The 14874-nt window shown below is 69.5% G+C and carries 14 protein-coding genes and 1 pseudogene; 8 read left to right on the forward strand and 7 right to left on the reverse strand.

Features of this window, described 5'->3' with window-relative positions:
• The first annotated feature begins 30 nt into the window (after positions 1-30).
• From kstD to AC069I_RS36590, 7 genes are all read left to right on the forward strand, one after another.
• Positions 31-1701 carry a 3-oxosteroid 1-dehydrogenase gene (kstD, locus tag AC069I_RS36560; protein WP_478233649.1) on the forward strand — a complete coding sequence of 557 codons (1671 nt, stop codon included), beginning with the start codon at positions 31-33 and terminating at the stop codon, positions 1699-1701.
• Entirely contained in the window at positions 1698-2837 is a 1140-nt protein-coding gene (locus AC069I_RS36565; protein WP_340685129.1) for a 3-ketosteroid-9-alpha-monooxygenase, oxygenase component, read from the forward strand. The genes kstD and AC069I_RS36565 overlap by 4 nt, the downstream gene beginning before the upstream one ends.
• Positions 2834-3094 (forward strand): hypothetical protein, encoded by a 261-nt coding sequence (locus tag AC069I_RS36570; RefSeq protein ID WP_340685128.1) that lies wholly within the window; start codon positions 2834-2836, stop codon positions 3092-3094. The genes AC069I_RS36565 and AC069I_RS36570 overlap by 4 nt, the downstream gene beginning before the upstream one ends.
• Positions 3091-4116, forward strand: coding sequence for a 2Fe-2S iron-sulfur cluster-binding protein (locus AC069I_RS36575; RefSeq protein WP_478230582.1), 1026 nt, complete (start codon positions 3091-3093; stop codon positions 4114-4116). Before AC069I_RS36570 ends, AC069I_RS36575 begins: the two co-directional genes overlap by 4 nt.
• Positions 4117-4241: 125 nt before the next feature.
• Complete coding sequence (locus AC069I_RS36580; protein WP_478267422.1) at positions 4242-5105, forward strand: MaoC/PaaZ C-terminal domain-containing protein; 864 nt, start codon at positions 4242-4244, stop codon at positions 5103-5105.
• 52 nt (positions 5106-5157) lie between these two features.
• Positions 5158-5907 (forward strand): class I SAM-dependent methyltransferase, encoded by a 750-nt coding sequence (locus AC069I_RS36585; RefSeq protein ID WP_478230593.1) that lies wholly within the window; start codon positions 5158-5160, stop codon positions 5905-5907.
• 218 nt (positions 5908-6125) lie between these two features.
• Positions 6126-6584 (forward strand): riboflavin kinase, encoded by a 459-nt coding sequence (locus tag AC069I_RS36590; RefSeq protein ID WP_478230594.1) that lies wholly within the window; start codon positions 6126-6128, stop codon positions 6582-6584.
• 26 nt (positions 6585-6610) lie between these two features.
• Here the strand turns inward: AC069I_RS36590 and AC069I_RS36595 are convergent, their stop codons facing one another.
• The 7 genes from AC069I_RS36595 to AC069I_RS36625 all read right to left on the reverse strand — a co-directional run bounded on the left by AC069I_RS36595 (position 6611) and on the right by AC069I_RS36625 (position 13447).
• Positions 6611-7180: a DUF5134 domain-containing protein gene (locus AC069I_RS36595; RefSeq protein ID WP_340685124.1), complete on the reverse strand. Its 570-nt coding sequence runs from the start codon at positions 7178-7180 to the stop codon at positions 6611-6613.
• A 73-nt stretch (positions 7181-7253) separates the two neighbouring features.
• Positions 7254-8423 (reverse strand): lipid-transfer protein, encoded by a 1170-nt coding sequence (locus tag AC069I_RS36600; RefSeq protein WP_478230584.1) that lies wholly within the window; start codon positions 8421-8423, stop codon positions 7254-7256.
• Positions 8423-8818: a MaoC family dehydratase gene (locus tag AC069I_RS36605; protein WP_478230585.1), complete on the reverse strand. Its 396-nt coding sequence runs from the start codon at positions 8816-8818 to the stop codon at positions 8423-8425. Before AC069I_RS36605 ends, AC069I_RS36600 begins: the two co-directional genes overlap by 1 nt.
• The gene (locus tag AC069I_RS36610; RefSeq protein ID WP_478230586.1) at positions 8815-9729 is read right to left on the reverse strand and encodes a bifunctional MaoC family dehydratase N-terminal/OB-fold nucleic acid binding domain-containing protein; all 915 of its coding nucleotides are present in this window, start codon (positions 9727-9729) and stop codon (positions 8815-8817) included. The genes AC069I_RS36605 and AC069I_RS36610 overlap by 4 nt, the downstream gene beginning before the upstream one ends.
• Entirely contained in the window at positions 9726-10898 is a 1173-nt protein-coding gene (locus tag AC069I_RS36615) for an acyl-CoA dehydrogenase family protein (protein ID WP_478230587.1), read from the reverse strand. The genes AC069I_RS36610 and AC069I_RS36615 overlap by 4 nt, the downstream gene beginning before the upstream one ends.
• 4 nt (positions 10899-10902) lie before the next feature.
• Positions 10903-11967, reverse strand: coding sequence for an acyl-CoA dehydrogenase family protein (locus tag AC069I_RS36620; RefSeq protein WP_478230588.1), 1065 nt, complete (start codon positions 11965-11967; stop codon positions 10903-10905).
• Between the two features lie 88 nt (positions 11968-12055).
• Positions 12056-13447, reverse strand: a complete 1392-nt coding sequence (locus AC069I_RS36625) for a WS/DGAT/MGAT family O-acyltransferase (RefSeq protein ID WP_478267423.1) — start codon at positions 13445-13447, stop codon at positions 12056-12058.
• 66 nt (positions 13448-13513) lie between these two features.
• Here AC069I_RS36625 and AC069I_RS36630 point away from each other — a divergent pair.
• Positions 13514-14755 (forward strand): annotated as a pseudogene (locus AC069I_RS36630) (alpha/beta hydrolase fold domain-containing protein); the annotation flags it as partial.
• Positions 14756-14874: the final 119 nt, after the last annotated feature.

Below are 14874 nucleotides of genomic sequence, written 5' to 3' on the forward strand. Positions count from 1 at the left end.
TTCCTACAACGTGTTTCAGGTGAGGGGCGTATGGAGTACGACGTGATCGTGGTCGGCAGTGGTGCCGCCGGGATGACCGCCGCACTGTCCGCAGCCCACCGGGGACTCGAGGTCCTGGTCGTGGAGAAGGCCGCCCACTTCGGCGGTTCGACGGCGCGCTCCGGCGGCGGCGTCTGGATTCCCGGCAACCACGCGCTGCGGGCGGCCGGGATCGAGGAGCCCCCGGAACGGGCGCGCGAATACCTCGAAGCGATCGTCGGTGACGTGGTCCCCGCCGAACTCCGGTCGGCCTTCCTCGACCGCGGCCCCGAGGTCCTGTCCTTCGTCTGCGACAAGACACCGTTGCGCTTCCGCTGGGTCCGCGGCTACTCGGACTACCACCCGGAAGCCCCCGGCGGGCGGGCCGGCGGACGGTCGGTCGAACCGGCCGCGCTCGACGGCAACCTGCTCGGACCGGAGCTGGCGAACCTGGAGCCGCCGTACAGCGCGCCCCCGCTCGGCGCCCCGATCACCCAGGCGGACTACCGGTGGCTGAGCCTGCTCGCCCGGCATCCGCGCGGCATCCTCCGCGTGCTGAGTCTCGGCGGCCGCTGGCTGACCGGCCGGATCCGGCGGCAGCGGCTTCTTTCCATGGGGCAAGCGCTTGCGGCCGGTCTGCGTGAAGGTCTGCGCCGGGCGGATGTCCCCGTCTGGCTGAACACGCCTCTGGTGGATCTGGAGAGCGAAGGCGACCGGGTGACCGGCGTCGTCGTGCGCCATGAGGGCGAGGACAAGCCGATCCGCGCGCGGCTCGGCGTCGTCCTCGGCGCCGGCGGGTTCGAGCGCAACGAAGAGATGCGGGTCAAATACCAGCGGGCGCCCATCGGTACGGAGTGGACCGTCGGCGCCGAGGCCAACACCGGCGACGCCATCGACGCCGGGCTCAAACTCGGCGCGGCCGTCGACCTGATGGACGACGCGTGGTGGGGCCCGTCCATCCCGCTGACCGGTGGCCCGTGGTTCGCGCTCGCCGAACGGTCGCGGCCGGGCTGCCTCATGGTCAACGCGCGAGGCGAACGCTTCGTCAACGAGTCGGCGCCGTACGTCGAGGCCGTGCACGCGATGTACGGCGAGGGTGACGGGCCCGGCGCGAACATCCCGACCTGGCTGGTGTTCGACCAGCGCAACCGCAACCGGTACATGTTCACCGGCCTCGGCCCTCGCCAGCCCCTGCCCGGCCGCTGGTTCAAAGCGGGCATCGCGGTCAAAGCGAGCACGATCGCGAAACTCGCCGAGCGGATCGAGGTCCCGGCCGACGCGCTGGAGGCCACCGTGCGGCGGTTCAACGGCTTCGCCGGAAGCGGCGTGGACGAGGACTTCCACCGCGGGCGCAGCGCGTACGACCACTACTACGGCGACCCGCGGAACAAACCCAACCCGAGTCTGGGCCCGCTGGACGTCGCGCCGTACTACGCGGTGAAGATCGTGCCCGGCGACCTGGGTACCAAGGGCGGCTTGAGGATCGACCCGCACGCGCGTGTCCTGCGCGAAGACGGGTCGGTGATCGACGGACTTTACGCGGCGGGCAACACGAGCGCGGCGGTGATGGGCCGCACCTACGCCGGTCCAGGCGCGACGATCGGCCCGGCGATGGTGTTCGGCTACCTTGCGGCCGAGCATCTCGCGCAGCAAGATCACACCAAAGCGGGAGGCAGCCGATGACGACGGAATCCGTACGGCAGATCGACGCGGGCGCGCCCCCTTCGCGGTTCGCGCGCGGCTGGCACTGTCTCGGCCTGGCCGAGCCGTTCCGCGACGGGAAGCCGCACGCCATCACGGCGTTCGGGACGAAACTGGTGGTCTTCGCCGATTCGTCCGGCAAGCTGAACGTGCTCGACGGGTACTGCCGCCATATGGGCGGCGACCTCACCCAGGGCGAGGTCAAGGGTGACGAGATCGCCTGCCCGTTCCACGACTGGCGCTGGAACGGCAACGGCAAATGCGTCTCGATCCCCTACGCCAAACGGGTTCCGCTGCGGGCACGGACGAAGTCGTGGATCGTGCTGGAGGAGAACAAGCAGCTGTTCGTCTGGCACGACCCGGAGGGCAATCCGCCGCCGGAAGACGTCGTCATCCCGCGGATCGAGGGCGTCTTCACCGGCGAGTGGAGCAACTGGACCTGGGACTCGGTGCTCATCGAGGGCTCCAACTGCCGCGAGATCATCGACAACATGGTCGACATGGCGCACTTCTTCTACATCCACTACGCCTTCCCGACCTACTTCAAGAACGTGTTCGAGGGCCACATCGCCACGCAGTACCTGAACACGAAGGGCCGCCCGGACAAGGGAATGGCGTCGAACTACGGCGGCGAAGAGAACCTGCTGCGGTCGGAGGCGTCGTATTTCGGGCCGTCGTACATGATCAACAAGCTGCTCAACACGTACCAGGGCTTCGAGATCGAGAACGTCCTGATCAACTGCCACTACCCGGTCACCGAGAACTCGTTCGTGCTGCAGTGGGGCGTGAGCGTGAAGAAGTTCGAGGGCGTCTCGGACGAGCACGCGGACAAGATCGCCGGGAAGTTCGCCAAGGGCATCGGCGTCGGCTTCCTGCAGGACGTGGAGATCTGGCGCAACAAGACCCGCATCGACAACCCGTTGCTGTGCGAGGAGGACGGGCCGGTCTACCAGCTGCGCCGCTGGTACGACCAGTTCTATGTGGACGCGGCCGACGTCACCGAGGACATGACGCGCCGGTTCGAGTTCGAAGTGGACACCAGCCGCGCCAACGAGGTCTGGGCGGCGGAGGTGGCCGAGAACCTGGCGCGGCAGCAGGCGGAAGAGGCCGGGGTGTGAAGCCCGAGACCGTCGAGTTCCTCACCGCCGGGCTTCAGCCGCTGAGCTGCCGCGCGTGCGGGACCTGCGTGCTGGTCAAGAAGAACAGCGTGCAGCACACCAGCATCCAGTGGACGACCGACGCGTCCCGCAGCTGCCCGGTGTTCGCCGAGCAGAAGGCTTCCGGGGCGCAGACGGCGTTGCTCGACACCTGCGGCAATCTCAGCGAGAGCATCGAAGCCGCGTTGAAGGACGGCCTGCTGGAGGTGCCCGAATGAGCGGTCCCGTCACCGTGACCGTGGCCGAGGTGATCACCGAGACGGCCGACGCGCGGTCGATCGTGTTCGAGATCCCGGCCGAGCACGCTTCGGCTTTCGCATACGCCCCAGGGCAGTTCCTCACTCTGCGCGTGCCGAGCGACCGGACCGGGTCGGTGGCCCGCTGCTACTCGCTCTCCAGCGCGCCGCATGAGAACCGGGTGCAGGTCACCGTCAAGCGCACCGCCGACGGCTATGGGTCGAACTGGCTTTGCGACAACCTCCAGGCCGGGCAGGAGGTGCAGGTCCTGCCGCCGGCCGGAGTGTTCAGCCCCGCGTCGCTCGATGAGGACTTCCTGCTGCTCGCGGGCGGCAGCGGTATCACGCCGGTGATGTCGATCCTCAAGTCCGCGCTGGAGCACGGCACCGGCAAGGTGGTGCTGCTGTACGCCAATCGCGACGAGCGTTCGGTGATCTTCGCGCGGGAACTGGCGGACCTCGCCGCCCGGTACCAGGACCGGCTGGTCGTCGTGCACTGGCTGGAGAGCCTGCAAGGACTTCCGACCGAGGCACACCTGCGCGCCTTGGTGGCGCCGTACACCGCGCACGAGGCGTTCATCTGCGGGCCTGGCCCGTTCATGGACGCCGCGCGCACGGTGCTCAAGGACCTCGGGTTGCCGCGCAAGCGTATCCACCTGGAGCGGTTCCTTTCCCTGGGCGGGAATCCGTTCGAAGTGGCCGAGCCGGTCGCCGTCGAAGAGGCCGAGACCCCGGCGTCGGTCGAGGTCACCCTCGACGGGGAAACGAAGAAGCTCACCTGGCCCCGCCGGACGAAACTGCTGGACCTGTTGCTGGAAAAGGGCTTCGACGCGCCGTACTCGTGCCGCGAGGGCCAGTGCAGCGCGTGCGCCTGCCGAGTCACCTCCGGTGAGGTGAAGATGCTGAACAACGAGGTCCTCGACGGTGACGACATCGCCGAAGGCATCGTTCTGGCGTGCCAGTCCCTGCCGCTGACCGACGAGGTCACCGTCACCTACGAGTAGGAGTTCCGAACATGCGTGCTTGGAGCCGGATCACGCAGTTCCGCCTCCAAGCACGCGAGTTCCGCCCCCAAGCACGCGTGTTCGGTCTCCAAGCACGCACAAACCACAGCATCTGAGGAGTCTCCGTGCCCATCGATCCCTCGGTCGCGATCGGCGCCGACCTCGGCGAGGTGAGCTTCGCCTGGACCCCGTCGGACGTGCAGCTCTACCACCTGGCGCTCGGTGCGGGCGCGGATCCGGCGAGCCCGCGCGAACTGCGCTACACCTACGAGGACGGCCTCCAGGTGCTGCCGACGTTCGCCACCGTGGCGGCGAACCTGCGCGTGTTCGAGCCGCCCGCGGTCTCGTTCCCCGGTGTCGAGGTCGACCTCGGGAAAGTGTTGCACGGCAAGCAGGAGGTGATCGCGCACCGGCCGATCCCGGTCTCGGGGAAGGCCGTGGCGCGCACGCGGATCGTCGACGTCTTCGACAAGGGCAAGGCGGCCGTGATCGTGAACGAGACGGTCGCCACCGACTCGGACGGCACTCCACTGTGGACTTTGCGGTCGAGCATCTTCGCCCGTGGCGAAGGGGGTTTCGGCGGCGAGCGCGGCCCGTCCGACCGCGTCGAGCTGCCGTCGCGGGATCCGGACGCGGTCATCGACACGCCGACGTTGCCGCAGCAGGCGCTGCTCTACCGGCTCTGCGGGGACCGCAACCCCCTGCACGCCGATCCCGCGTTCGCCGCGGCGGCCGGGTTCGACAAGCCGATCCTGCACGGCCTGTGCACCTACGGCGTCATCGCGAAGGCCGTCACCGACGAATTCCTCGACGGCGACACCGCCCGCGTCGCGTCGTTCTCGGCCAAGTTCGCCGGCGTCGTCTTCCCGGGCGAACCGCTGCGGACCCGGGTCTGGCGCGAGCCCGCCGGGCTGCTGATCACCACCACGGCACCGGACCGGGACGAGGCTCCCGTCCTTTCCGACACTTTCTTGACCACGACAGACTGAATCATCGTTCCCGCAGGTAGCGGCTCTGGCTAGACTCGGGCAGGTGCGCCCCTTGATCTCGGACCCGTATGCCGAACTCGGCCGGGACTACGCGCGATCGAGACGCCCGGATCCCCGCATCGCCGCCGCCGTCACCGCCGCTCTCGGCGACGCGCGCTCGGTGGTCAACGTCGGGGCCGGAGCCGGTTCCTACGAGCCGGAAGACCGCGACGTGGTGGCCGTCGAGCCGTCGCGGCGGATGATCGCGCAGCGTGCGTCCACCGCGGCCCCGGCCGTGCAGGCGTGCGCGGAAGGGCTGCCTTTCCCCGACGGTGCCTTCGATGCCGCCCTGGCGGTGCTGACCGTGCACCACTGGACGGACGTGACCGCCGGGCTGGCCGAGCTGCGACGCGTGTCCCGCCGCCAGGTGATCGTGACCTGGGATCAGGCGGTGTTCGCGCGGTTCTGGCTGGTGCGGGACTACCTGCCGGAGATCGCCGAACACGAAAGCAGGCTGGCCTGTCTCGACAGGGTCGTCGAGGAACTGACCGCGGCAGGGCAGACTCCCACGGTGGTTCCGCTGCCGGTGCCGTCGGACTGCGTCGACGGGTTCCTCGGCGCGTATTGGCGCAGGCCCGAGGCCTACCTGTCCGAGCGCGTGCGTGCGGGGATGTCCGGGGTGGCGCTGCTGGACCAGAACGTCGTCGCGACGGCGGTCGAGCGGCTGCGCGCCGATCTCGCGGACGGGCATTGGCACCGGCATCACGTCGGCCTCCTCGGCCGGACGGAACTCGACCTCGGGTACCGGCTCGTCACCACGTGATTCAGCCAGGTGGCGGAGCTGAGATGCCCCAGGCAAAGGGCTATACGCATGAACCCGCTCCGGCCGAAGGCCCCGCGATCGCGGTGGTAGAGCGCGGACGCGGGTTCCTCCAGATGATTCAGTACACAGTGGACGCCTCTCGCGACGTGAACGGCGGTCGACCGCGGCTGCGAGGCATGATATTCATGGCTTTCGTGACGGCAGGGGACGGGAGTGGCATGACGGCGGAGTACTTCGTGGTCCGTGGCCAGGTGGAGAAGGGCGATCAGCGGGGCAGGGAGCTGGGCTTCCCGACCGCCAACATCGCGCTGCGCGACCAAGACGGCCAAGTCGGCGACGGAGTGTGGGCGGGCTGGGCCGAACGCGCCGACGGCACCCGGATCGCGGCGGCGGTCTCGGTCGGCAGGCGGCCGACCTACTACGGCGCGGACGGCTACCGGCTCGTCGAGGCGCATCTGCTCGACTTCAGCGGCGACCTCTACGGTGAGGTGCTGACCGTCTGGCTGGGCCACCACCTGCGCGAGCAGGAGGCGTACCCGTCGTCGGAAGCGCTGATCGTCGCGCTGAACAAGGACATCGCCAACGCCGCGAAGTGGGCCGCGGACAACCCGGCAGAGGGCCTGCCGGACGTGGGCACCGCCGAGGCGGGCGTCGTGCGCCGCGTCCCGGTCTCGTAAGTGGCCTTCGCGACACACCCCAGAGGTCAGACGGCGGCGCCCAGCAGCATGTAGCCCATCCCCAGCCCCATGATCACCCGGCACACCCGCCGCGACATCTGACCGGATTCTTCCGCGCCCCGCGCCGCGAGTACCCCCGCGCGCACGGCGTCCGCCGCGAAATACGCGGCCACGGCACCGAAGATCAGCGAAAGCCACAGTGCCGAAGTGCCACCGGGGCCGGACATCACCAGCCACGGCCCGTGGGTGACCTCGCTGTGCGGCATGAACGTCACCATGAACAGCATCGCGGTGGCGGAGACGGCGTGGTGCCCGCACGAGGCGTGCCCGGACCGCCGCCCCTTCCACCACGAGACGGCGAACCAGCCCGCGGTCAGCGCCAGCACCGCCTGCCAGCCCGCCGCCGGGATCGGGCCACCGACCGGGGACAGCATCGCGACCATGGCGACGACGAGCAGCAGTTCGGCCAGGTCGCCGTTGCGGACCGCCGCGCCCTGCCTGCCGTAGTCCAACCGGACGAGTCTCAGCACGCAGGGCAGGACGAGCGCGGCGAACACCGCGGTCAGGGTCCACGCGACGACGATTGGTCCGGACATGGCACCTCCCGGCCGGTAACCCTTTCACCGTGGCAGGTACCGCTCTAGTACACCATCGGGCATTGAGGTGATGTCAGCCCGCGGTCAGGATCAGTCCGCTCGTGGGGACGCCGGTACCGGCGGTCACCAGCACCCGTGACGCCCCGTCGACCTGGTTGACGGCGCCGCCCCGGAGCTGCCGGACGCCCTCGGCGATCCCGTTCATCCCATGGATGTAGGCCTCCCCCAGCTGCCCGCCGTGCGGGTTGAGCGGGAGTTTCCCGTCGAGTTCCAGGGTTCCGCCGCCGATGAAGTCCTTGGCCTCGCCCTTCCCGCAGAAACCGAGTTCTTCCAGCTGCATCAGGACATAAGGGGTGAAATGGTCGTACAGCACGGCCAGGTCCATGTCGCCGGGCCCCAGCCCGGACTGCTCCCACAGCTGCCGTCCCACGACACCCATTTCGGGCAGCGCCGGGAGATCGTCACGGTAGTAGCTGGTCATCACGTACTGGTCCGGCCCGCTCCCCTGCGCGGCCGCCGCGATCACGGCAGGCCGGTGCGGCAGGTCACGCGCCCGCTCGGCGCTGACGATCACCAGGGCGACCCCGCCGTCGCTCTCCTGGCAGCAGTCCAGCAGGTGCAACGGCTCGGCGACCCAGCGGGAGGCCTGATGATCTTCGAGCGTGATCGGTTTGCCGTAGAACCACGCCTTGGGGTTGGTCGCTGCGCGGGCACGGTCGACGACGGCCACCTTGCCGAAATCCTCGCTGGTCGCGCCGTACTCGTGCATGTACCGCCGGGCGAGCATGGCGACGGTCGCGGCCGGGGTCGCGATCCCCATCGGGTAGTGGAACGCGTTGTCGACGCCGGAGGAGTTCACCTGCCCCGCCGCGGCCGAGGACACCTGCCCGAACCGCATGCCGGACCGTTCGTTGAACGCCCGGTACGCGACGACGACGTCCGCGACCCCGGTCGCGACGGCCATCGCGGCCTGCTGCACGGTCGCGGCCGCGGCCCCGCCGCCGTAATGGATCCGGCTGAAGAACTTGAGTTCGGGGATGCCCAGTTCCCGCGCGACGGCGATCTCGCTGTTGCCGTCCATGGTGAACGACACCAGACCGTCCACATCGGACGGAGTGAGCCCCGCGTCCTTCACCGCGCTCGATACCGCTTCCGCCGCCAGCCGCAGCTCACTGCGCCCGGAATCCTTCGAGAACTCCGTGGCACCGATACCGGCGATGGCCGCCCGACCGGACAGGGTCATCACTCGCCTCCCAGCGTCAGCGCCACGGTGCCCACCACGTGCTCACCGAGACTGTCCACACCGGACACCGAGACCACCACGTCGTCGCCGTCCCGCTCCGTCACCCGTCCGGTGAAGGTCAGCGTGTCGTAGGCGTAACAGGGCACGCCGAGCCGGATCTTGATCGACCGCACGAACGCCTCCGGCCCCGCCCAGTCGGTGACGAACCGCTGCACCAGGCCGGTGTCGGTGAGGATGTTGAGGAAGATGTCCTTGGACCCGCGTTGCACGGCGGCGTCGCGATCGTGGTGGACGTCCTGGAAGTCCCGGGTCGCCAGCGCGGTGCTCACCACGAACGTCGGGGTGGCTTCGATCGTCAGCGGCGGCAGCTCGGTGCCGACCGAACAGTCCTTCATCGCGCGACCCTCCAAGCCGGCAGCGTCAGTTCCTCATCGATCTTCACGAAAGCCGCCTCTACCGGGAGTCCGATGTGGACGGTTTCGGGATCGGCGTCGAGCAGCTCGCCCATCACCCGGACGCCTTCCTCCAGCTCGACGAGCACGACCACGAACGGCAGATCCTTGCCGGGGACCTTCGGATGGTGGTGCACCACGTAGCTGTAGACCGTGCCCCGGCCGGACGCGACGACGTAATCCGGCTTCGCGCCGAGGTCGCCGTCCGGCGGCATCGGACCGGGCGGATGACGCAGGGTCTCGCCCCATCGCTGGATCCGCAGTTCCCCGTCACGCAGTCCTGCCCAGAAGAACTCGGTGTCCTTGCTGATCACCGGTCGCAGTACCGGGGCGGCCGCCTTGGCGGGCTCGGCTCCCGGCGGGCGGAACTTCAGCACCCGGAACACCATGTCCGCGACGGCCTCGTCGCCGACGTACCAGGTGGTCTTCGTCGTCACGAACCAGCCTTCGCCCAGCGCGGTGCGTTTCGGCCCGACGACACTCTCGAGTTTCGCGGTCGCTTCGACCCGTTCGCCGTGCCGGAGGTAGCGGAAGTAGTTCTGCTCGGAGTTCGTCGCGACGACCGAGGTGAACCCGGCTTCGTCGAGCACCTCCATCATCGCGCCGAGCGGATCGTCCGACGCCCTCGTCCAGTGCAGCCCGCCCATCGTCCACACCTGCGCCATCGCGGGCGGCGCGACGAGTCCCTTGTGGACACTCTTGGTGGCGAACTCTTCGTCCACGTACACCGGATTGCGGTCGCCGATGGCTTCGACCCAGTTGTTCACCATCGCCTGGTTGACCGCGTCGCGCGCGGCCCTCGGCGCGGATTCCCCGCGTGTGGCGATGCGGGCGGCCGCTTCCTGGATGCTCATCGCGGCACCCTCGGCAAGCCGAGCCCGGCGGTGGCGATCAGCTCGCGCTGGATCTCGTTGACGCCGCCGCCGAAGGTCAGCACCAGATTGCGTTTGGCCACCACGTCCAGCCACAGCGCCAGTTCCGCGGTTTCGGCGTCGGCCTGGTCGCCGTGTCGCGCCACGATCTCCTCCAGTCTCCTGGCCAGCCGCTGGATGCGTTCGGAACCGAAGATCTTGGTGGCCGACGCGTCGGCCACCGCCACCGGCCCGGTCGCCGACGACGCCGCGACCTGCCAGTTCAGCAGTTCGTTGACCCGGGCGGTCGCCAGGGTTTCCGCGAGCACGGCCCGGACGTCGGGCAGCTGGAGCAACGGCGTGCCGTCCGGCGCCTTCCTGGACGCCGCCCACTCGCGGACGCGGTCGTGGAGACCGCCGATCCGCCCGGCGGGGCCGAGCATGACGCGTTCGTGGTTCAGCTGGGTGGTGATCAGCCGCCAGCCTTCGTTCTCCTTGCCCACCAGCATGTTCGCGGGCACCCGGACGTCCGAGTAGTAGGTGGCGTTCACGTGGTGCGCGCCGTCGCAGGTGATGATCGGCGTCCACGAATAGCCCGGATCGCGGGTGTCCATGATGAGGATCGAGATCCCCTTGTGTTTCGGCGCGTCCGGCGCGGTCCGCACGGCGAGCCAGATGTAGTCGGCGTCGTGCCCGCCGGTGGTGAAGATCTTCTGGCCGTTGACGACGTACTCGTCCCCCTCGCGCACCGCTGTCGTGCGCAGCGCGGCGAGGTCCGTTCCCGCGTCGGGCTCGGTGTAACCGATGGCGAAATGCACCTCGCCGGCGAGAATCTTGGGCAGGAACAGGGATTTCTGCTCCTCGGTGCCGAACGCCTGCAGCGTGGGCCCGACGGTCTGCAAGGTCACCGACGGCAGCTGGACGTCGGCGCGGGCCGCCTCGTCGACGAAGATGTGCTGCTCGATCTCGCCGAAACCCCGGCCGCCGTACTGTTCGGGCCAGCCGACGCCGAGCCAGCCGTCGCGGCCCATCCGCCGCACGATCTCGCGGTACACCGGGCCGTGCCGCTCCCGCAGCATCGCGCGCCGCTCGTCGGCGCTCACGAGCCCGGCGAAGTACTTCCGCAGTTCGGAGCGCAACTCGTGTTGCGCCGCGGTCAGTTCGATCAGCATCGGTTCACCCCGCCACCAGTTCGCCCAGACCGGCCAGCCGATACGAGGCGCCGCCGAGCGTTCGTCCCAGATCCTTGACCGCCGACGAGAACCGGTGCAGCGGATACGTTTCGTCCACGCCGATCCCGCCGTGCAGGTGATGGCAGACGGCCAGCGCCGCGGGCGCCTCGCCCGCCAGCCAGTACGCCGCGATGTCGAGCTCCGCCTCGGCGTCGAGCCCCGCCGCGAGCCGCCAGACCGCCGACCGCGCGGCAAGCTGGACCGTCCGCGAGGCGACGTAGACGTCCGCGATCTGTTGCGCCACAGCCTGGAACGCCGCCAGCGGACGCCCGAACTGCTCCCGTTCGCCGACGTGTTTCGTGGTCAGCGCGAGCGCGCCGGCGAGCAGCCCGTCGCCGAACGCCACGGCGCCCGCGAGCGCGAACCGGTGCAGCGTCGCGATCGACTCGCCGGGGCCGTGCCCGTTGAGGAGATCGGCGTCGGTGACGGTCACCGAATCGAGCGTCATCGTGTAATCCGGTGTGCCGGAAGAGGTTCTCGTCGGGGTCAGCGTCACGCCGTCCGCGCGGGGATCGACCAGGAAGACGCCGGTGCCGCCGGGCAACGAGGCGGGCGTCAGGATCCGGGTCGCCTCCGCCGCGAAGGGCACGCCGATCTTGACGCCGCTCAGGCCCCAGTCGCCTGCCGACTCCGCGACGGTCGCGGGCCGGGTGGTGAACGGCGCGGAAGGCTCGTGCAGGGCGGCGGTGAGCACGGCTTCGCCCGCGGCGACCGGCGGGAGCAGCGCCGAGCGCTGGTCCGGGCCACCGAGCGCGGCGACCGGCAGGACTCCGAACGCCAGCGACGCCAGCGCGGGCGTCGGCGAGGCGACGCGCCCGAGTTCGGTCAGCACCAAGGCGACCTCGGCGACGCCGAGGCCGTCACCGCCGAGTTCGGCGGGCAGCGCCAGCGCGAGCAGACCGGCGTCGGCGAGCGCGCGCCACGTGTCCGCGGGCTCGCGCTCCTTGCCGAGGACACGCGCGGCCAGCGCGGTGACCTCGGTCTGTGTCTCGTCGAACTGGAAGTCCACACTGGCTCCTCACCGGGGCGAACGGGCACAATATTGAAACCTGTTCTAGTCTTAACCGGAAGGAGCCGTGACGGCAAGGGGTGAGGATCTAGGAGGTGGCTTTGAGCAGTTCCGCGAGCGCGTCGGGGAAGTGGTCGGCGAGCGGCCACAGATCACCGGTGAGTTCGCGGGCGCCGAGCAGGCCGACATCGACCCTGCCCGCGTTGGACAGCACGGTGACGTTGAGCCCGGCGCCGTGGAACACCGGGCCGAGCGGGTAGAGCCCGGTGATCCGGCACCCCAGCAGGTACAGCGGCATCGGCGGCCCCGGCACGTTGGAGACCACCAGGTTGTGCACCACCGGATGCCGTTCGGCCAGGCGCAGCGCGGAATACGCGCGCACCGCGAGGCCGAACATGGTCGCCGCCGAGAACTGCGCCCAGTCCTGGAGCATGTCCGCGTCGATGTCGTGGTGGTGGTCCTTGGACAGCCGGTTGGATTCCGCGAGCATGAACAGCCGCGCGGCGGGGTCGTCGAGATGGGTCGGCAGCGACGCGAAGAACGCCGAGACCTTGTTGCTGCCGTGCTCGCGTTCGGTCCGGCCGTGCACCGACACCGGCACGGTCGCCACCAGCGGATCCTCCGGCAGCTCGCCCCGATCTCGCAGGAACTGCCGCAGCGCGCCGGCGACCACGGCGAGGACGACGTCGTTGACGGTCACCCCGAAGGCGTTCTTGATTCGTTTGACGTCGTCGAGATCGAGAGAGGAATAGGCGACACTGCGATGCGCGGTGATCGTCCCGTTGAACGACGTGCGCGGCGCCGTGAACGGGACCGGCATTCCCTTGCCCTGCAACGCTTTACCCAGCCATCTCGGCACGAGTTCGAGCAGGTCGGGGAGCAGTTTCACCAGCTCGGCCGGGCGTTTCGCGAACGACGTCAGCCCCGCGCCGAACAGCGCGCGTCTGCCGGGAACGCCCCCGTTGCGGCGTTCGTCCCGTGCGATCTCCGGCGGCGGGGCGTCCGGGTCGAGCCCGGCGAGAGAGGTGATCAGGCTGGCGCCGCCGACCCCGTCGACACTGGCGTGATGCATCTTCAACAGGACCGCGATCCCGCCGTCAGCCAGGCCTTCGATGACGTACAACTGCCAGAGCGGCTGTGCGCGGTCCAGTCGTTGTCCCGCGATGTGGGCGCAGAGTCCGGCCAGTTCCCGCCGGTCACCGGGCGCGGGTACGCCGATCCGGTGAACGTGGGCTTCGAGGTCGAAGTCCTCGTCCTCGACCCAGACCGGATGCGTCAGATTCCAGAGTGGATTGTGCAGCTTGCGCCGGAACGCCGGGATCAGCTCGACCCGTTCGGCCAGTTTCTCCTTGAAGCGCTCGAAATCGTAGCCGCCGGGCATGGTCGAACCGTCCAAGGTGAGCAGCCCGCACACGTGCAGTACCTGGGCCGGTGTCTCCAGGTAGAGAAAACTCGCGTCCAGACCACTCAATCTCTGCATAAGAATCACCTTAAGTGAACTTTGCAACAGGTTCTAGGCGGCCACCCGGCGGTAGGATGGGTGCCCATGCAGCCGAGTTTCGTCGTCCGTCAGGCACTCCAGCTCGCGCTCACCGCGAACGCGCTGAAGCCGCCGAGAGGTGCCCGGACGGCGATTCCGGCGTTCTTCGCGGGCTGGCTCACCGGGGAACTCGCTCCGCATCTGCTCGCGCTCACCGCCGCCGACGCGGCGGCGCATGTCGCCCGGCACCGGGGCGGGTCGAGCAAGACCGGGCTCGCCCTCGCGGCGGCGTCGGCGGCCGGGCTCGGCACGCTGATCGCGCAGTCCCAGCGGGCCCGCGGCGAGATCGAGACCGCGCTGACCGAAGGCATCGGCGAGGCCTACGCCGACGAACTCGAGCACCCGCCGAGCCCGACCGACCTCGCGACGCCGTGGGGCCAGCTGGCCATGCCGTTCCGCATGCGAGACCCCGACGTCCGGCGGACCCGCAACGTCGCCTACGCGCCCGGCGGGAAACGGTTCCTGCTCGACGTCTACGCCCCGCGCGAACCGGTCACCGGCGCGCCGATCCTGCTGCAGGTGCACGGGGGCGCCTGGGTGATCGGCAACAAGGACCAGCAGGGTCTGCCGCTGATGCTGCACATGGCCAAACGCGGCTGGATCTGCATCGCGATCAACTACCCGCTCTCCCCCGCCGCCCGCTGGCCCGCGCATATCGTCGCGGCGAAACGCGCGCTGGCCTGGATCCGCGACAACGCCGAGTCCTACGGCGGCGACCCGTCGTTCGTCGCCGTCACCGGCGGTTCCGCGGGCGGGCATCTCGCCGCGCTACTGGCCCTGACCGCGAACGACCCGGCGTTGCAGCCCGGCTTCACCGAAGCCGACACGAGCATCCAGGCGTGCGCCCCGCACTACGGCGTGTACGACTTCGCCGCGACCAGCGGACGACGCTCCAGCCAGGCCCGGCTGAAGACGCTGATCGCCCGGCACGTCTTCGAGGCGGACCGGGATCCGGTGAACTTCCTCGACGACTACATCGCGGCGTCACCGCTGGACCGGATCACCGAGGACGCGCCGCCGTTCTTCGTCATCCACGGCGTCCACGACTCGTTGGTGCCGGTGGGCGAGGCCCGCGAATTCGTGCGGCGCCTGCGGGACAAGTCCCAGCGTGAGGTCGCGTACGCGGAGATCTCCGGCGCGCAGCACGCCTTCGACGTCTTCCCCTCGATCCGCAGCGCCCACGTCGTCCGCGGGGTGGAACGGTTCCTGGAGTGGAGCTATCGCACGTGGCGGCACCGGTCCAGCGGGTCGTGGGGGGGGGTTTTGGGTTTTACCCCAAACCCCACCCCCCCCCCCCCCCCCCCCCCCCCTCCCCCCGACCCTTTCAAGGGGGGTGGAGCAAGTCAGTCGGCCGGGAAAAGCCGGGA

The organism is Amycolatopsis sp. NPDC043885, from assembly GCF_056435685.1.